This window comes from Stutzerimonas kunmingensis, assembly GCF_032106285.1.
GTDB classification, from domain to species: Bacteria; Pseudomonadota; Gammaproteobacteria; order Pseudomonadales; family Pseudomonadaceae; genus Stutzerimonas; species Stutzerimonas kunmingensis_B.
Map to the genome: position 1 here is coordinate 1 of NZ_DAMCPO010000017.1, position 17,964 is coordinate 17,964.

The 17,964-nt window shown below is 61.4% G+C and carries 19 protein-coding genes; 4 read left to right on the forward strand and 15 right to left on the reverse strand.

Going from position 1 to position 17,964, the window contains the following annotated elements; all coding sequences use genetic code 11:
* Positions 1 to 159: 159 nt before the first annotated feature.
* From RT582_RS14260 to ffh, 8 genes are all read right to left on the reverse strand, one after another.
* Entirely contained in the window at positions 160 to 678 is a 519-nt protein-coding gene (locus RT582_RS14260; protein ID WP_313478050.1) for a GFA family protein, read from the reverse strand.
* 104 nt (positions 679 to 782) lie between these two features.
* Positions 783 to 1,508 (reverse strand): thioredoxin fold domain-containing protein, encoded by a 726-nt coding sequence (locus RT582_RS14265; protein WP_041014746.1) that lies wholly within the window; start codon positions 1,506 to 1,508, stop codon positions 783 to 785.
* A 123-nt stretch (positions 1,509 to 1,631) separates the two neighbouring features.
* Positions 1,632 to 2,528, reverse strand: a complete 897-nt coding sequence (gene xerD, locus RT582_RS14270) for a site-specific tyrosine recombinase XerD (RefSeq protein ID WP_090519169.1) — start codon at positions 2,526 to 2,528, stop codon at positions 1,632 to 1,634.
* 190 nt (positions 2,529 to 2,718) lie between these two features.
* Positions 2,719 to 3,069 (reverse strand): 50S ribosomal protein L19, encoded by a 351-nt coding sequence (gene rplS, locus RT582_RS14275; protein WP_003303444.1) that lies wholly within the window; start codon positions 3,067 to 3,069, stop codon positions 2,719 to 2,721.
* A 42-nt stretch (positions 3,070 to 3,111) separates the two neighbouring features.
* Positions 3,112 to 3,864 (reverse strand): tRNA (guanosine(37)-N1)-methyltransferase TrmD, encoded by a 753-nt coding sequence (gene trmD, locus RT582_RS14280; RefSeq protein WP_014821239.1) that lies wholly within the window; start codon positions 3,862 to 3,864, stop codon positions 3,112 to 3,114.
* A gap of 5 nt (positions 3,865 to 3,869) precedes the next feature.
* Entirely contained in the window at positions 3,870 to 4,406 is a 537-nt protein-coding gene (gene rimM / locus RT582_RS14285; RefSeq protein ID WP_014821240.1) for a ribosome maturation factor RimM, read from the reverse strand.
* A gap of 5 nt (positions 4,407 to 4,411) precedes the next feature.
* On the reverse strand, positions 4,412 to 4,663 hold the full coding sequence (rpsP, locus tag RT582_RS14290; protein ID WP_003293628.1) for a 30S ribosomal protein S16: 252 nt from the start codon (positions 4,661 to 4,663) through the stop codon (positions 4,412 to 4,414).
* Between the two features lie 202 nt (positions 4,664 to 4,865).
* Positions 4,866 to 6,242 (reverse strand): signal recognition particle protein, encoded by a 1,377-nt coding sequence (ffh, locus tag RT582_RS14295; RefSeq protein WP_313478053.1) that lies wholly within the window; start codon positions 6,240 to 6,242, stop codon positions 4,866 to 4,868.
* Positions 6,243 to 6,488: 246 nt separating this feature from the next.
* Here ffh and RT582_RS14300 point away from each other — a divergent pair, with 246 nt between their 5' ends.
* Entirely contained in the window at positions 6,489 to 7,289 is an 801-nt protein-coding gene (locus tag RT582_RS14300; protein WP_014821242.1) for a cytochrome C assembly family protein, read from the forward strand.
* A 17-nt stretch (positions 7,290 to 7,306) separates the two neighbouring features.
* Positions 7,307 to 8,593, forward strand: a complete 1,287-nt coding sequence (locus RT582_RS14305; RefSeq protein WP_313478057.1) for an HlyC/CorC family transporter — start codon at positions 7,307 to 7,309, stop codon at positions 8,591 to 8,593.
* A gap of 30 nt (positions 8,594 to 8,623) precedes the next feature.
* Here RT582_RS14305 and purT read toward each other — a convergent pair whose 3' ends face one another.
* From purT to RT582_RS14325, 4 genes are all read right to left on the reverse strand, one after another.
* Positions 8,624 to 9,805, reverse strand: coding sequence for a formate-dependent phosphoribosylglycinamide formyltransferase (gene purT, locus RT582_RS14310; protein WP_313478060.1), 1,182 nt, complete (start codon positions 9,803 to 9,805; stop codon positions 8,624 to 8,626).
* A gap of 44 nt (positions 9,806 to 9,849) precedes the next feature.
* Positions 9,850 to 10,041: a DUF1289 domain-containing protein gene (locus tag RT582_RS14315; RefSeq protein ID WP_312944076.1), complete on the reverse strand. Its 192-nt coding sequence runs from the start codon at positions 10,039 to 10,041 to the stop codon at positions 9,850 to 9,852.
* Positions 10,038 to 10,559: a gamma carbonic anhydrase family protein gene (locus tag RT582_RS14320; protein ID WP_312944078.1), complete on the reverse strand. Its 522-nt coding sequence runs from the start codon at positions 10,557 to 10,559 to the stop codon at positions 10,038 to 10,040. The genes RT582_RS14315 and RT582_RS14320 overlap by 4 nt, the downstream gene beginning before the upstream one ends.
* 67 nt (positions 10,560 to 10,626) lie before the next feature.
* Complete coding sequence (locus RT582_RS14325) at positions 10,627 to 11,244, reverse strand: CoA pyrophosphatase (RefSeq protein ID WP_014821247.1); 618 nt, start codon at positions 11,242 to 11,244, stop codon at positions 10,627 to 10,629.
* Between the two features lie 218 nt (positions 11,245 to 11,462).
* Here RT582_RS14325 and RT582_RS14330 point away from each other — a divergent pair, with 218 nt between their 5' ends.
* Positions 11,463 to 12,029 carry an NUDIX hydrolase gene (locus RT582_RS14330; protein ID WP_014821248.1) on the forward strand — a complete coding sequence of 189 codons (567 nt, stop codon included), beginning with the start codon at positions 11,463 to 11,465 and terminating at the stop codon, positions 12,027 to 12,029.
* A gap of 58 nt (positions 12,030 to 12,087) precedes the next feature.
* Positions 12,088 to 12,591 carry a L,D-transpeptidase family protein gene (locus tag RT582_RS14335; protein WP_045665999.1) on the forward strand — a complete coding sequence of 168 codons (504 nt, stop codon included), beginning with the start codon at positions 12,088 to 12,090 and terminating at the stop codon, positions 12,589 to 12,591.
* 56 nt (positions 12,592 to 12,647) lie between these two features.
* Here the strand turns inward: RT582_RS14335 and RT582_RS14340 are convergent, their stop codons facing one another.
* From RT582_RS14340 to RT582_RS14350, 3 genes are all read right to left on the reverse strand, one after another.
* Positions 12,648 to 12,965 (reverse strand): Nif3-like dinuclear metal center hexameric protein, encoded by a 318-nt coding sequence (locus RT582_RS14340; protein WP_014821250.1) that lies wholly within the window; start codon positions 12,963 to 12,965, stop codon positions 12,648 to 12,650.
* A 203-nt stretch (positions 12,966 to 13,168) separates the two neighbouring features.
* Positions 13,169 to 17,065 carry a phosphoribosylformylglycinamidine synthase gene (gene purL, locus RT582_RS14345; RefSeq protein ID WP_313478066.1) on the reverse strand — a complete coding sequence of 1,299 codons (3,897 nt, stop codon included), beginning with the start codon at positions 17,063 to 17,065 and terminating at the stop codon, positions 13,169 to 13,171.
* 125 nt (positions 17,066 to 17,190) lie between these two features.
* Entirely contained in the window at positions 17,191 to 17,958 is a 768-nt protein-coding gene (locus tag RT582_RS14350; RefSeq protein ID WP_313478068.1) for an amino acid ABC transporter ATP-binding protein, read from the reverse strand.
* Between the last annotated feature and the right edge of the window lie 6 nt (positions 17,959 to 17,964).

Below are 17,964 nucleotides of genomic sequence, written 5' to 3' on the forward strand. Positions count from 1 at the left end.
GTAGGATTACCAGGCTGAGCCGGGTACATTAGCTGCTGTTTTAAGCATTAACCCCCTGAAACAAAGGGTTTGGAGCCATGGTGCAGTTAACCAAACCAAGCACGACACGTTCAACGTGTCGCACAAAGAGTCGCACATTACGAAGGGAGCAGCTTTTAGTCAATCAGCCTCGCCTTGCGGCGGGCGCGCCCCATCGTCAAGTTTCAACCGCTGATGCCATTGCGCGAGCGACTCATCCGGGTATTCGGCAAAACAGCGATCATGTCCCTGTACTTGCGGCTCTACCCAACTGGCCTTGGAGTCGAGCATCAGATGCGTGTGCTCCGGCGGGATGGGCAGATCGGTGTCGATCGCCGATGCAAAGGGATGCACCAGTTCGGGCCAGTTCGGATCCCACAACCACAACGCACTGGCGCAGTGTCGACAGAAGTGGCGGCGACCATCACTGATCTTCACCTCGCCAGTCTCGGCATCGGTGATATGTGCCTGGTAGACGCCAAGCTGCTCCCGCCCCTCGACCTGCAGGCTTCGATAGTCACCACCAAGATTGATCGCGTAGCCGCCGCCACCCGCTGTCTTGCGACAGATCGAGCAGTAGCAGCGCATGAAAGGATACGGCTGCGCGGATTCTAGGCTGAACCGCACAGCCTGACAGTGACAGGAACCTTCGAGCTTCATCACGACCCTCCTCATTCAGACCCTTAGGGTTTTGAACGCATCAGGCCAGCCAGTTCCACTATCGGCAATCAGCCCGAATGAATCGGACCAATGGCCTCAACGCATTACTCGGCAGCGAGCGCAACTTCTGCTAATTGGGCGGCCGGCTGATAGCCGGGAATCATCTGACCGTTGGCGAGAATGATGGCAGGCGTGCCCTGTACGCCGATCATCTGGCCAAGCTGATACTGCTTTTCGATAGGCGTCTCGCAGCTGGCTGTGGGCAGATCTTCACGCGCCTTGGCCTTGTTCATGGCGTCCTGGCGATCCTTGGCGCACCACACGCTGGTCAGGGTATTGGCCCCATGACTACCCATGCCCTGCCGCGGAAACGCGACATAGCGAACCTCAACGCCGAGGCGGTTCAACTGCGAAACCTCGCTGTGCAGCTTCTGGCAGTAGCCACAGTCAGTATCGGTAAATACGGTGATATGGGTCTTGGGTTCCTTGGGCGCGAACACCACCATCTCGCTGGCCGGGATCGAGTTGATCTGCTTGGCCACCGACTTGCTTTGAGCTTGCTCGGTCAGGTTGACGGCCTGACCATCCTTGAACTGGTAGAGATAGCCCTGGATGACGAACTGCCCATCAGCGCTGGCATACAGCTGCCGCCCGCCCTCCAGCTGAACCTGATAAACCCCGGGCATCGGGCTCTCGGCAATAGCCTCGATGGGCATGTCCGGCTGGATCTTCTGCAAAGACTGGCGAATCGCCTGATCCGGATCGGCGGCCATTACAACAACGCTGGCCAGACCTGCAACGGCGGCAGCGAACATACGAATCACGCCCATGGAAACTCCTGGCAGCGACAATCGGGAAAGGCGCAAAGCCTATCATAGCCATGCCGTACAAACTGCTAGCTGCTTCTCTGGGCCGCCGCCGAGACCACGGCCTACCAGCGCCGGCGTTCTGCCCTAGCCGCGCGGATGGTGCGCCGCATGCAACTCCTGCAACCGCGCTCGCGCAATGTGGGTGTAGATCTGAGTGGTCGACAGGTCGCTGTGACCAAGCAACATCTGCACGGTGCGCAGATCCGCGCCATGGTTGAGCAAGTGCGTGGCGAAAGCGTGGCGCAAGGTATGCGGTGAAATCGATGCGGCGACACCGGCGACCTTCGCGTGCAGCTTGATCCGGTGCCAGAAGGTCTGGCGTGTCATCTGGCCACCGCGCTGACTGGGAAACAGCACATCACTGGCCTTGCCCGAGAGCAAGAGTTCACGACCATCGCGCTGATAACGCTCCAGCCAGTGCAAAGCTTCATCGCCAAGCGGCACAAGACGCTCTTTATTGCCTTTGCCGAACGTTCGCACGACGCCCTGGCGCATGCTGACCTGCTCGAGCGTCAGGCTGATCAACTCGGTAACCCGCAACCCGCAGGCATAAAGCACCTCGAGCATGGCGCGATCACGCAGACCTAACGGCTCTCCAATATCTGGCGCCGTCAGCAATGCCTCTACATCGGCTTCGGACAGCGCTTTCGGCAAGGGACGTCCAAGCCGTGGCAGATCCACGCGCAAGGTCGGATCGACGGCGATCTCGCCCTCGCGTAACAGGTAGCGATAAAAGCCCCGTAAGCCTGACAGAAAGCGCGCCGTGGAGCGCGCCTTGTAACCATTGTTCAGACGCCATGCGAGGTGATCGAGAATGATCTCGCGCCCGGCGGTGGCAAGTCGAACGCCTCGCTCCTCCAGCCAGCCGTTGAACAATGCGAGGTCGCTGCGGTAGGCCTCGCGGCTATTGTCCGCCAGCCCTTTTTCCAGCCAGAGCGCATCGAGGTAACGGTCGATGACGGGGTCGTCGAGTGCAGGCATGACAGCTTCAATCAGAAGGGGTACAACAGTTTTCCACAGGCGTCCCGATGCGGCCAGAGCGCAAACGAATCGGAATCTCTTCATCCGATCGCCGCCCCAATCGCAGGCACCAGTCTCGCTCCGCCGGAATCAGCAGGCCCTAGAAACGAAAAAAGCAGCCCGAGGGCTGCTTTTTTGCGGAACCGCGGTCTTAGACCAGCTTTTCCTTGATGCGGGCGGCCTTGCCGGACAGCGCGCGGAGGTAGTACAGCTTGGCCTTGCGCACGTCACCGCGACGCTTGACGCTGATGCTGTCGACCATCGGGCTGTAGCTCTGGAAAGTACGCTCGACGCCTACACCGTTGGAGATCTTGCGAACGGTGAAAGCACTGTTCAGACCGCGGTTGCGCTTGCCAATCACGACGCCTTCGAAGGCCTGCAGACGCTGACGCTCGCCTTCCTTCACCTTCACCTGAACGATAACGGTGTCGCCCGGTGCGAACGGCGGGATTTCTTTGTTCATCTGCTCGGCTTCGAGCTGCTGAATGATCTTGTTGGTCATGCTGTGCTCCTAAGGTCAACCCTGTGGGTTGCCATCGATACGTTAACTATCGTCCCGCTGGCGGATGTATTCCGCCAGCAGCTTCTGTTCTTCTCCAGAAAGCGAGCGGCTATCCAGAAGATCGGCGCGTCGCTCCCAGGTCCTTCCAAGGGACTGCTGCAAGCGCCAGCGTCGGATGTGTTCGTGGTTGCCGCTGAGCAGCACATCAGGAACACATTTACCCGCATACACCTCAGGACGCGTGTAGTGCGGACAGTCGAGCAGGCCGTCGGTGAACGAATCCTCCTCGGCGGAACCAGCATGACCAAGGGCGCCCGGAAGCAGCCTCGTCACGGCGTCGATCAGCACCATTGCCGGCAACTCGCCACCGGACAACACGTAATCACCAATCGACCATTCCTCATCGACATGCGCTTCGATGAAGCGCTCATCAATACCTTCGTAGCGACCGGCAATCAGGATAAGCGCATCCTCTTTTGCCATCTCGCGGACATCAGCCTGTTTCAGCTGGCGCCCCTGCGGCGAGAGGTAGATCACCTTCGCCGCCTCACCCGCAGCCTGTTTGGCGTCAGCCAAGGCAAGCTCGAGCGGCTTGATCTTCATCACCATGCCGGGGCCACCGCCGAATGGGCGGTCGTCCACTGTTTGGTGGCGGTCTTCGGTGTAGCTTCTGGGGTTCCAGCAGCTCAACTGCAACAACCCCTGCTTCACGGCACGACTGGTAATCCCGTAGTCACATATCGCTGCGAACATATCCGGGAAAAGGCTGATGACCTCGACGCGCAAAGCGGACATGCCGTTCAGAAATCCGCGTCCCAATCGACCTGCATCTCGCCCGCTACCAGATCGATCTTCAACACGCATTGATCGGTGTAAGGCAGCAGACGCTCGCGATCGTCCAGGCTTTCAGCACAAGGCTTCACGACCATCACGTCGTTGGCTCCGGTTTCAAGCAGGTGATCGATCTGACCAAGCAACTGCCCAGCCTGATTGATGACCTTCAAGCCCTGAAGCTGATACCAGTAGTACTCACCGTCGTCCAAGGCGGGCAGTTCGCTACGCGGGATGCATATCTCGAAATCGGCGTAGGTACGCGCAACTTCGCGATCATCCAACCCACTCAGCGTTGCCACCAGGATCTTCCCCTGGAGGCGCCCCTTGACCAACTCGACCTGCTTCACCTCGTCGCCTCGCCTCAGCGTCCAGCGTCGATAGCCCAGCAGGTTGTCGATCGGATCAGTAAAGGAATAGACCTTTACATCACCGCGTACGCCATGCACCGAAACGATCTTGCCGATGACAACCAGGTCATCGACCGGAGCAGACGTTGCGTTCATGAGATTCAGGCAGCGGCCTTGGCAGCTTCCTTCAGCAGCTGAGCAACGCGCTCAGACGGCTGTGCGCCCTGGCTCAGCCAGTAAGTAGCGCGCTCCTGGTTTACAGAAAGCTTCACTTCCGCACCAGTGGCGATCGGGTTGAAGAAACCGATGCGCTCGACGAAGCGACCATCACGCGGGTTGCGGCTGTTGGTCACGGTCAGGTGGTAGAAAGGGCGCTTCTTGGAGCCGCCACGGGCGAGACGAATAGTTACCATGTGAACATCGTTCCTGTAGTCGGTGCTAACTTACTTAAGGCACACACTTAAAATGGGCCTAGGCCCGAAAGGCCGCACATTTTAAGGAATGCCGGGGATTTTGCAAACTCTTTTACTAAAGGTCTCAGCCGGAGCTAGGCGATACCCGGCATCAGGCTGCAACCGCATTACGTCGCGGCTCAGCGCCGCGACAAGACACTCTCTAGAACTTCGGCATGCCGCCGCCTGGGAACATGCCGCCCATGCCGCGCATCATCTTGGTCATGCCACCCTTGCCGGTGACTTTTTTCATCATCTTCTGCATCTGCTTGTGCTGCTTGATCAGCCGGCCGATATCCTGCACCTGGGTACCTGACCCCATGGCGATACGGCGCTTGCGCGATCCACTGATGATGTCAGGATTGCGTCGCTCGGCAGGCGTCATCGAGTTGATGATCGCCTCCATCTGCATGAACTGCTTCTCCGCTGCGCCCTGAGCATGCCCCATCTGCGACAGGTTGACGCCACCGATCGATGGCAGCTTGTCCATCAAGCCACCGAGGCCGCCCATGTTCTTCATCTGCTGCAGCTGATCGCGGAAGTCCTCGAGATCGAACCCTTTGCCCTTCTTGAGCTTCTTGGTGAGCTTCTCGGCCTTCTCGCGATCAAGGGTCTGCTCGGCCTGCTCGATAAGGCTGAGCACATCGCCCATGCCGAGGATGCGCGAGGCGATACGATCCGGATGGAAAGGTTCAAGGGCATCACTCTTCTCGCCCATGCCGAGGAACTTGATCGGCTTCCCGGTCACGTGCCGCACCGAAAGCGCGGCACCACCACGCGCATCGCCATCCACCTTGGTCAACACCACACCGGTCAGCGGCAGTGCTTCGCCGAACGCCTTGGCGGTGTTTGCCGCGTCCTGGCCCGTCATGGCATCGACCACGAACAGCGTTTCGGCAGGATTGATCGCGGCGTGTACAGCCTGGATCTCGGCCATCATCTCGGAATCAACGGCCAGACGACCGGCAGTATCCACCAGCACCACGTCAATGAACTTGAGCTTGGCTTCACGGATGGCCGCCTGGGCGATCTCCACCGGCTTCTGGCTGATATCGGAAGGGAAGAAGGTCACACCCACTTCGCCGGCCAGGGTTTCGAGCTGCTTGATCGCAGCCGGACGATAGACGTCAGCCGAAACCACCAGCACGCTCTTCTTCTTGCGCTCCTTGAGGAAGCGCGCCAGCTTCCCCACGGTGGTGGTCTTTCCCGCCCCCTGCAGGCCAGCCATCAGCACCACGGCCGGCGGAGTGACCTGAAGCGCCAGGTCCTCGTTGGCCGCGCCCATCAACTCTTCCAGCTCTGCGCGAACGATCTTCACGAACGCCTGACCCGGAGTCAGGCTCTTCGAGACCTCGGTGCCAACAGCGCGCTCCTTGACCCGATTGACGAACTCCTTGACCACCGGCAGTGCGACATCGGCCTCGAGCAGCGCCATCCGCACTTCACGCAGCGTGTCCTTGATGTTGTCCTCGGTCAGCTTCGCCTTGCCGGTGACGTGGCGAAGCGTTTGTGAGAGGCGGTCGGTTAGGTTTTCGAACATGAGCCATTCCACGCTGGGGTGCTGAAGGGCGAGATTATAGAAGGTGCGGGCGTCCGGCCGGTACCCCGACTGCACGGCTTTTCGTATTTACCTGGCCGCGCCAGCCGCCGCGCGACCCAAAGCCAGGGATGGATGGCGCAGCATGCGGCGCATCGCACGCCGTGACGATCCGTAACCCGGCCACCGCTTTTGCGCCTCGGGTCTTTGTGCCACACTCACGACCTTTCGAGCCCGTTACCGGAACTTATGCACCCTCTGCTACCCAGCCTTGCCGCCGCGGCTCTGTATGCCGGCGCCACGGGTTATCACAGTTTGCGTCTGGCACAACGCGCCGTGCCGGACAGACGTCTGCTGCTGACAGTCGGACTGCTCGCTCTGCTTGCCCATGGGATCAGCCTTTTCATCCAGCTGATATCACCAAGCGGCCTGCACTTGGACTTCTTCACCGCCTCAAGCCTGATTGCCGCTGCTGTCATCCTGCTGATACTACTGGCGCTGCATCGGATGCCAGTGGAAAACCTGCTGCTGCTGCTCTTTCCACTGGGCTGCCTGACGGTACTCTTCGCCCAGTTCGCCCCATCCGGCACTGCACCTGCGATTGCCGAGGAGCCGGGCATACTCGCGCATATCCTGCTGTCGATCCTGGCCTACGGCATGCTGACCATTGCGGTCTTCCAGGCCTTGTTGCTGCTGCTGCAGGATCACCACCTCAAGCACAAGCATCCCTCGGGCCTGATCCGCAACTTCCCGCCTCTGCAGACGATGGAAAGCCTGTTGTTCGGCTTTCTCTGGGCAGGTTGGCTGCTTCTGTCCGCCTCACTGCTTTCCGGCTGGCTGTTTCTTGATGACCTTTTTGCGCAGCACCTGGTCCACAAGACACTCCTTTCGGTGGTTGCCTGGATCGTCTTCGGCCTGCTGCTGTGGGGGCGCCACCAGCTTGGCTGGCGTGGCTACAAGGCCATCCGCTGGACACTGGTCGGTTTCTGCCTGCTGATGCTGGCGTATTTCGGCAGCAAGCTCGTCCGCGAATTCATCCTGCACATCTGACGCAAACAGGCTAACCCGTGGAAAATCTACACCCCGGCTTTCTGGTCGGACTGCTGGTCTTTCTGCTGCTGTGCTCGGCGTTCTTCTCCAGCTCCGAAACCGGCATGCTCAGCCTCAACCGCTACCGCCTCAGGCATCAGGCCAAGGAAGGGCATCGAGGCGCGCAGCGCGCCAGCGAACTGCTGGCCCATCCTGACCGCCTGCTGGGCACCATTCTGGTTGGCAACAACTTCGTCAACATCCTGGCCTCATCCATCGCTACCGTGCTCGCGATGCAGCTATGGGGCGAGGCAGGGATCGCGATTGCCACCATCGGCCTGACCATCATCTTGCTGATCTTCGGCGAAATCACGCCGAAAACCCTGGCCGCACTACGCCCGGAGATTGTCGCCTACCCGGTCAGCCTGCCGCTGAAGCTGCTGCAGAAGGTGCTTTATCCTCTGGTTGCCATGCTCGGCTGGGTAAGCAACGGACTGCTCAAGCTGCTTGGCGTCGACCTGTCCAACAAGGGCAACGACAGCCTGTCCACCGAGGAGCTGCGCAGCGTCGTACGCGAATCCGGCACCGACCTGCCGCTGAATCGCCAGAGCATGCTGCTCGGCATTCTCGACCTGGAGCGGGTCACTGTCGACGACATCATGATTCCGCGCAACGAGGTTACCGGGATCGATCTCGATGACGATCTGGAATCGATCATCGTTCAGCTGCGCACCACGCCACATACTCGCCTGCCGGTGTTTCGCAACGACATCAACCAGATCGAGGGCATCGTCCATATGCGACAGATTGCCCGCCTGCTCAGTCATGACCAGCTAACCAAGGAAAGCCTGCTCGAAGCCTGTAACGAACCCTATTTCGTACCGGAAAATACTCCGCTGTCCACCCAGCTGCTGAACTTCCAGAAGCAGAAGCGACGGATCGGCATCGTGGTCGACGAATACGGCGACGTCCGCGGCATCGTCACGCTCGAGGACATCCTCGAAGAGATCGTCGGCGAGTTCAGCAATCAGGACGTATTGCGCAGCCCGGATATTCACCCGCAGGACGACGGCACGCTGGTGATCGATGGCGCCGCCTACATTCGCGAGGTAAACCGGGCCCTCGGCTGGAAGTTGCCTTGCGACGGCCCCAAGACGCTCAACGGCCTCATCACCGAGGCCCTTGAGCACATGCCGGATAGCGGCATCTGTTTGCAGATCGGCAACTACCGGCTGGAAATCCTGCAAGCGGCCGATAACCGCGTGAAAAGCGTACGAGCCTGGACCATCGACGACACATCCTCAGACGAGCAGCAACCCGAGTAATCGGGGCGGCAGCAAGCCGGCCCGCCAGCCTCACAGCTCCACTTTCACCGCAGCAGCTGCACGCAACGCCTTTTCTCTCGCCGCATCGATGGATACGTCCCGCGCCAGCGCGACCCCCATGCGCCGTTGGCCGCTTACACCGGGCTTGCCGAACAGACGCAGCGCGGTATCCGGCTCTGCAAGCGCAGCAGCGAGATTGCCGAAGCTCACTTCGGTGGATTCACCTTCTACCAGAATCACCGCTGAAGCCGCCGCGCCCATCTCGCGGATGCTCGGAATCGGCAGGCCAAGAATGGCCCGCGCATGCAGCGCGAACTCGGACAGGTCCTGCGAAACCAGTGTCACAAGGCCAGTATCGTGAGGACGCGGGGAGATTTCGCAGAACCAGACCTGATCGCCCTTGACGAACAACTCGACGCCAAAGACGCCCCGCCCACCAAGCGCCTCAGTGACCGCCAGTGCGATGCGCTTCGCCTCGGCCATCGCCGCCGGCGCCATCGGCTGCGGCTGCCACGACTCCTGATAGTCGCCCTTCTCCTGGCGATGGCCGACCGGCTCGCAGAAGCTCGTGCCACCCGTGTGGCGCACCGTCAGCAAGGTGATTTCGTAATCGAAGCCGATAAAGCCTTCGACGATGACTCGCCCGCGACCTGCGCGACCACCGGCCTGCGCATAATCCCAGGCGACATCGATATCGGCTTCGCTGCGCAACACCGACTGCCCCTTGCCGGACGAGCTCATCACCGGCTTGACCAGACAGGGAAAGCCCAGCGCCATCGCCGCCGAGCGACACTCTTCCAGCGAATCCGCGAAGCGATAGGGTGAAGTCGGCAAGCCCAACTCCTCTGCGGCCAGACGGCGAATGCCTTCGCGATTCATCGTCAGCTGCGCGGCCCGGGCCGTGGGTATCACGGTGTAGCCTTCGCCCTCCAGCTCGACCAGGGTAGCGGTGGCGATGGCCTCGATCTCCGGCACGATGTAATGCGGTCGCTCCTGCTCGATCACCGCTCGCAGCGCAGCACCGTCGAGCATGTCGACCACGTGGCTGCGGTGCGCAACCTGCATGGCTGGTGCATTGGCGTAGCGGTCGACCGCTATGACTTCCACGCCGAGCCGCTGCAGCTCAATAACCAGCTCCTTGCCAAGCTCGCCGCAGCCACAGAGCAGGACGCGCGTAGCGCTGGAAGACAATGGTGTACCTATTCTTGGCATGGAATCCTCGCGACTCTGGAAATACAAACGAACCCGGCACGCGCCTACATCAGCTGGCCACTGAGGCGAAGTCGCTCGCTGCAGCGTTGAAGCACCTCGCGCCGCTCCTCGTTGTCCATCAACCCCCAGCGCCGGATCTCATCCGCGCTGCGCTGGCAACCGACGCACAGGTCGCCCTCATCCAGAGCGCAGAGACTGACGCAGGGCGATGCGACCGGCTTTTCCTGGGTGTTCACTCATCGCGCTCCAGCTCACGCGCGTAGCGCTGAGCGTTATGCACATAGTGAGCGGCGCTGGCTTCGAGCATCTTCTTCTGCTCATCGCTCAGCTCACGCACCACTTTGCCCGGCGAGCCGAAAACTAGTGAGCCATCGGGAATTTCCTTGCCCTCGGCGATCAGGGTGTTGGCGCCAATGATGCAGTGCTTGCCGATCTTCGCGCCGTTAAGCACCACCGCGTTGATGCCGATCAGGCTGTAATCACCGACCGTGCAACCGTGCAACATGGCGTTGTGGCCAACCGTGACGCCGGTACCCAGGGTCAACGGATGCCCCATATCGGTGTGCATCACGCTGCCGTCTTGCACGTTGCTGTTCTCACCGATGTGGATCAACTCGTTGTCACCACGCAGAACGGCGCCAAACCAGACGCTTGCACCAGCATCCAGCCTGATCTTGCCGACCAGCGTGGCATTGGGGGCTACCCAGCTTTGCGGATGCGCTTCGACCCGCGACTCTCCCAGACGGTATTTCACGACACACCTCTTCTTGTCAGTTGTACTCAGGCCACAGGAATGCCGCTCGACCCTGCGACGGTGCAGCTCAGGGCTCGCGCCGCCCGGACAGATCGATGAATGCGGCAGGCGCGCGGCGCATTTCGATGCCGGCGTCGTATATGACATTGACCAGCTCGACGATCATGATCGCGGTCAGGCCCCAAATCTGGTATTCGCCATAGCGGTAGGACGGGATGTACCAGCTCTGTCCCTGGTAATCGATGCGGTGCGTGACCTCGCGCGGATCCTCGCAGAAGAATTCCAGCGGCACAGAGAACACGGAGGCGATTTCGGCATCGTTGGCGCGGTACTCGACATAGTCCGGAACCAGACCGACATAAGGCGTGACGTGGATTCCATGCACCGACACCAGGCTGCTGAGCGGGCCGACGACCTCGACCATGCCTGGCGCCAGGCCTACCTCTTCCTCGGCCTCACGCAGCGCGGTGTGCAGTAGATCGCGGTCTTCCGGATCGCGTCGACCGCCGGGGAACGCCACTTCTCCACCATGGGTGGAAAGACCGGCGGCGCGGAGCGTCAGCACCAGCTCCGGAGACTCGCTGCGGGTGATTGGCATCAACACGGCCGCCTCGGGCAGCCGGCCTTCCGGCTCCAGAAGATGCGGGGAATGAGCGCGCACCCGGTGGAGTATTGTGTCCAGCATGTATTTTCTCGTTTCGTCTTTGACCGGCATCATGGCATGAAAGGCGGAGCCGCCCAAGGCCCGGAGAGCGCCAAACGAGAAGCTCCAACGCCTCGAAGCGATATCGATGTTACAACTGCGAACCAGGCGGGTCAGAGCTACCCCGAACGGCGCAGAGGCTGCCTTGCCGAATCCGTGTGAACAGCCCACTATTTCCCGGAGCAATCAGGAAGGCACCCATGAAATACTGCAACCAGTGCGGCGACCCGGTGCTGGTCCGCGTACCGGACGGCGACAACCGGCCGCGCTTTGTCTGCGACAGCTGCCAAACGGTGCACTATCAGAACCCGAGAATCGTCGCCGGCTGCGTACCCGTCTGGGATGATCGCGTGCTGCTCTGTCGGCGTGCGATCGAACCGCGCCGGGGCTATTGGACCCTGCCGGCCGGCTTCATGGAGAACGGCGAAACCATGCAGCAGGCCGCAGAGCGCGAAACACTCGAAGAGGCCTGCGCCAGAGTGCGTGACCTGCAGCTGTATACCCTGTTCGACCTGCCACATATCAATCAGGTCTACATGTTCTTCCGCGCTGAGCTCGTCGATCTGGACTTCTGTGCCGGAGACGAAAGCCTGGAAGTGAAGCTCTTTCATCAGCAAGACATCCCTTGGTCCGAGCTGGCTTTTCCGACCATCGGCCGTACCCTAGAATGCTTCTTCGCCGACCGGGTGCAGCAGACCTTCCCGGTGCGCAACGAGGCCGTGACAAGCTATCGCAACCGCCAGCAGGGCCACGCCCGCGCAGACTGAAGTGTCTGCCGGACCGGCTGGCACATACAGGTCTGATGAAGTTCGAAGGAAAGCCTCGATGCGCTGGCTGCTCGCCCTGCTCTGCCTCACCTTTACCGCGTTCTGCCACGCCAATGCGACGCCCAGCCTGGGCGGTTCACCCATCGACAAAGTGCTGGTAATCAAGTCGGAACGCAAACTCCATCTGGTCAGCGCTGGCCAGACACTCAAGAGCTATCGCGTTTCGCTGGGCAAACAACCCGACGGCGCAAAGTTGCGCGAAGGCGACAAGCGCACGCCGGAAGGCTTCTACTGGATCGACTGGCGCAAGACCAGCGACAAATACAACCTGTCGATGCACATCTCCTACCCCAACGCGCGTGACCTGGCCCGCGCACAGCAGGAAGGCGTAGCGCCTGGAAGCATGATCATGCTGCACGGCACACCACTGGATGAGGAGTATCCGGAGTGGTTCTTCCACACCCTGGACTGGACCGAGGGCTGCATCGCGCTGAGCAACAGCGACATGCGCGAGATCTGGGCGCTGGTGAAGGATGGCACGCTGATCGAGATTCGCCCGTAACGCCAGGAATTAATGCCGGGGCGCCGCAACCGCCAGGACTGCCCCGACCCGTTAGGCTAGAACTGCATGTCGGACAAACGCCAGACGTCGAACGCAGGCGTTTCATACGGATGGGCCTTCTTCAATGCCTTCACGCTGTCGTGAATCAGCTCGTCCGCCACAACCAATTCGACCTTCCACTCGGGAACGTGCTGCACCTGCCCGGTTTGCCCGATAAAAGGCTGGCTACCGTCCAACGGGCGGTACTGCCCCTGCCCCAGCACCTGCCAGCAGCAACTGTCATATGCGCCTATGCGGCCAGCGCCGGCGGCGAACACTGCTTTCTTGACCGCTTCCAGATGACTGTCTGGAACATAGAAACACAGCTTGTACATCGACCTCTCCGTGCAGATGAGCCCGACCTCCACCGGCCGAGCGAACTGGCATTCTGCCACCCGTGTGCGCACCGAATAGTGCGGCGCGTCATAGCTCAGACGACGCTTTGCGCTGCCGGTTCATAGACCTTTGTCACAAATGAAAAAGCCCGCCGATATGCTATCGACGGGCTCCTCGGGAATGGCCAGATTGACCCGGTCGGTCAGTCGACCCAGACCCGCGCGTTGCGGAACATGCGCATCCAGCCGCCGTCTTCCTGCCACTCGTCAGGGCGCCAGGAGTTGGTCACGGCGCGGAACACCCGCTCCGGGTGCGGCATCATGATGGTCACGCGGCCATCGCGACTGCTGAGACCGGTGATACCGCGCGGCGAGCCGTTCGGGTTGGCCGGGTAACGCTCGGTGACCTTGCCGTGGTTATCCACGAAACGCAGCGCCACGGTGCCGGAAAGATCTGCCTGCAGCATGGCCTCTTCGCTCTCGAACTCCGCATGGCCTTCGCCGTGGGCGATGGCGATCGGCAGACGGGAGCCGGCCATGCCCTGCAGGAAGATCGATGGCGAATCCTGAATCTGAACCATCGCCACCCGCGCTTCAAACTGCTCCGAGCGGTTACGCACGAAGTGCGGCCAATTCTCGGTGCCCGGGATCAGCTCGTGCAGGTTGCTCATCATCTGGCAACCATTGCACACGCCGAGAGCGAAGCTGTCCTTGCGCTCGAAGAAGGCCTGGAAGCCATCCCGTGCACGCGCATTGAACAGGATCGACTTGGCCCAGCCTTCACCGGCGCCGAGCACGTCGCCGTAGGAGAAGCCACCGCAGGCCACCAGGCCCTTGAACTGCTCAAGGCTGACACGCCCGGAAAGGATATCGCTCATGTGCACGTCGACCGCGGCGAAACCGGCGCGGTCGAACGCCGCCGCCATCTCCACCTGGCCATTGACGCCCTGCTCGCGCAGCACCGCAATCTGTGGACGAACGCCACGCTTGATGTAGGGCGCCGCGATGTCCTCGTTCACGTCGAAGCTGAGCTTGGCGCTCAGACCAGGGTTGTCCTCCTCGAGCAGCGCGTCGAACTCCTGATCGGCACACTCGGCGTTATCGCGCAGACGCTGGATCTGATAGCTGGTTTCTGCCCACTGGCGCTGCAGCAGGCGGCGCTCACCGGCGAAGACTTCGTTCTCGCCGTGCTTGATCGACACATGGCCATTGTTGACCGGCTGACCGATGACCGCGACACAGTCACCCAGACCGGCTGCGCTGAACTGTGCCAGCACGATCTCGGTGTCGTCCTGACGCACCTGAATCACCGCACCAAGCTCCTCGTTGAAGAGCATCGGTGCGACATCTGCGGCACTCTCCAGCAGGCCATCGAGATTCAGACTCAGGCCACAGTGACCGGCAAACGCCATTTCCAGCACAGTGGTCAGCAGACCACCGTCGGAACGGTCGTGGTAGGCCAGTAGCAGACCGTCGGCGCTCAGCCCCTGAACCACGGCGAAGAACGCCTGCAGGTCTTCGGCATCATCGACGTCGGGTGCCTGGCGACCAAGCTGACCGTACACCTGCGCAAGAATCGAAGCACCCATGCGGTTCTGGCCGCGCCCCAGATCGATCAGGATCAGGTCCGTTGCGCCCTTGTCCAGGCGCAACTGCGGGGTCAGGGTCTGGCGGATATCAGTGACCGGGGCGAAGCCGGAAACGATCAGCGACATCGGCGAGGTCACGCTTTTCTCGGCGCCCTCCTCCGACCAACGGGTCTTCATTGACATCGAGTCCTTGCCCACCGGAATGGTCAGGCCCAGCTGCGGGCACAGCTCCATGCCGACGGCGCGAACGGTGTCGTACAAGCGTGCGTCTTCACCCGGATGGCCGGCAGCGGCCATCCAGTTGGCGGACAACTTGATGTCGGAAATCTTCTCGATGCGCGCCGCTGCCAGGTTGGTCAGCGTTTCGCCAATGGCCATGCGGCCCGACGCCGGGGCATCCAGCAGTGCCAGCGGCGTACGCTCGCCCATCGCCATGGCTTCGCCGGTGTAAACGTCGTAGCTGGTAGCCGTGACGGCGCAGTCGGCGACCGGCACCTGCCAAGGGCCGACCATCTGATCGCGAGCTACCTGGCCGGTAATGCTGCGGTCACCGATGGTGATCAAGAAGCTCTTGCTGGCGACAGCCGGGTGACGCAGCACGCGGGTGACGGCTTCGCTCAGATCGACCGCAGCCGCATCGAAGTCATCACCCAGCTCAGCTTCACGGCTGGCGCTGCGGTGCATGCGCGGCGGCTTGCCGAGCAGCACTTCCAGCGGCATGTCCACCGGAGTGTTGCCGAAATGGCTGTCGGTGACGGTCAGCTGTGGCTCTTCGGTCGCCTCGCCGACGACCGCGAACGGGCAGCGCTCACGTTCGCAGATAGCCTGGAAACGCTCGAAATCGGCGGCACTGACGGCCAGCACGTAACGCTCCTGGGACTCGTTGCTCCAGATCTCATGCGGGGCCATGCCCGGCTCGTCGTTGGGCACGTTGCGCAGTTCGAAGCGGCCACCGCGGCCACCGTCGTTGACCAGCTCCGGGAAGGCATTGGAAATGCCACCGGCACCGACGTCATGGATGAAGGCGATGGGGTTCTCGTCGCCCAGCTGCCAGCAGCGGTCGATGACTTCCTGGCAGCGGCGTTCCATTTCCGGGTTCTCGCGCTGTACCGAGGCGAAATCCAGATCGGCCGAGCTGGCACCGGTCGCGACCGAAGAGGCGGCGCCGCCGCCCAGGCCGATCAGCATGGCCGGGCCGCCGAGCACGATCAGCTTGGCGCCAACGGTGATTTCGGCTTTCTGCACATGATCTTCACGGATATTGCCCAGGCCACCGGCGAGCATGATCGGCTTGTGATAACCACGCACCTCGTCGCCGCGCGGCGTGCTGATCGACTGCTCGAAGGTACGGAAGTAACCGGTCAGCGCCGGGCGACCGAATTCGTTGTTGAACGCGGCGCCACCCAGAGGGCCTTCAATCATGATGTCCAACGGCGTGACGATGCGTTCCGGCTTGCCATAGGCCTGTTCCCACGGCTGTTCGAAGCCGGGGATGTTCAGGTTGGAGACAGTGAAACCGGTCAGGCCCGCTTTCGGTTTGGCACCACGACCGGTGGCGCCCTCGTCGCGAATCTCACCACCGGAACCGGTGGAAGCACCCGAGAACGGCGAAATTGCGGTCGGGTGGTTATGCGTTTCCACCTTCATCAGGATGTGCACCGGCTCCTGCACCGCGCCGTACTGGCGGGTTTCAGGATTGGGGAAGAAACGCCCTGCGGTGTGGCCGACGATGACCGACGCGTTGTCCTTGTAAGCGGACAGCACGTTCTCGCTGTGCATCTGGTAGGTGTTCTTGATCATGCCGAACAGCGACTTGTCCTGGCTCTCGCCGTCGATGTCCCAGCTGGCGTTGAAGATCTTGTGGCGGCAGTGCTCGGAGTTGGCCTGCGCGAACATCATCAGTTCGATGTCGTGCGGGTTGCGCTTGAGGCCCTGGAAGGCACTGACCAGATAATCAATTTCGTCTTCGGCCAGGGCCAGGCCCAGGTCGGTGTTGGCCTTTTCCAGCGCGGCGCGACCGCCACCGAGGATGTCCACGGCAGTCAGAGGCTTGGGCTCGGCATGGCTGAACAGGTTGGCGGCTGCTTCGAAACGATCGAGCACCATTTGTGTCATGCGATCGTGAAGCGCTGCGGCAATCAGCTGTGCATCGCTATCGGAAAACTCGCCCTGCACGTAATAGGCGATGCCCCGCTCCAGCCGCTGGACCTTCTCCAGGCCGCAGTTATGGGCGATATCGCTGGCCTTGCTCGACCAGGGCGAAATGGTGCCGAAGCGAGGCACCACGAGGAACAGCCGCCCGGCAGGTTCCTGCACCGGCACACTGGGACCGTACTTCAGAAGGCGAGTCAGTACGTTCTGCTCATCCGCGCCAAGCGTGCCGGAAACCTCGGCGAAATGGGCGAACTCGGCATACAGCCCGCTGATGGCGGGGACCTTGTCGGTCAGTTGTACCAGGAGCTTGCCATGACGGAAGGCGGAAAGAGCGGGAGCGCCGCGCAGGATCAACATCGTCGGAACAGCCTCGGAGGGGGGAGCAGTCGGGGCGCGTATTCTAGCCCATGACGGCGGCCGAGGCTAAGGCTGAACACTGCCAGGCGCCGCGTGCTCCGACGGCGCGCCTGGCCCGGCCTGGATCAGTGCAGGATCTGGCTTAGGAACAGCTTGGTCCTGTCGTTGACCGGGTTGGTGAAGAACACCTCTGGCTCGGCCTGTTCGACGATCTCGCCCTTGTCCATGAAGATCACCCGATCCGCCACGGTGCGGGCGAAGCCCATCTCATGGGTCACGCAGAGCATGGTCATGCCGCTTTCGGCGAGGCTGACCATGGTGTCGAGCACCTCCTTCACCATTTCCGGGTCAAGGGCCGAGGTCGGCTCGTCGAACAGCATGATCTTCGGCTTCATGCACAGCGCACGGGCGATCGCCACGCGCTGCTGCTGACCGCCGGAGAGCTGGCCGGGAAACTTGTTGGCCTGCTCCGGGATGCGCACGCGCTCCAGATAATGCATGGCGATTTCCTCCGCCTGCCGTCGCGGCAGCTTGCGCACCCACATCGGCGCCAGGGTGCAGTTCTGCAACACGGTCAGATGCGGGAACAGGTTGAAGTGCTGGAACACCATGCCGACTTCGCTGCGGATCGCCTCGATCTGCTTGAGGTCGCTGGTCAGCTCCACGCCGTTGATGACGATGCGCCCCTGCTGGTGTTCCTCCAGGCGATTGAGGCAGCGAATGGTGGTGGACTTGCCGGAGCCGGAAGGCCCGCACAGCACGATGCGCTCACCTTGGCGCACGGAGAGGTTGATGTCCTTGAGTACATGGAACTGGCTGAACCATTTGTGCACGCCCTGCATGCGGATGACCGGCTCGCTGCTCTGCTCGGCCTGCACGTTTGAATCACTCATATATCA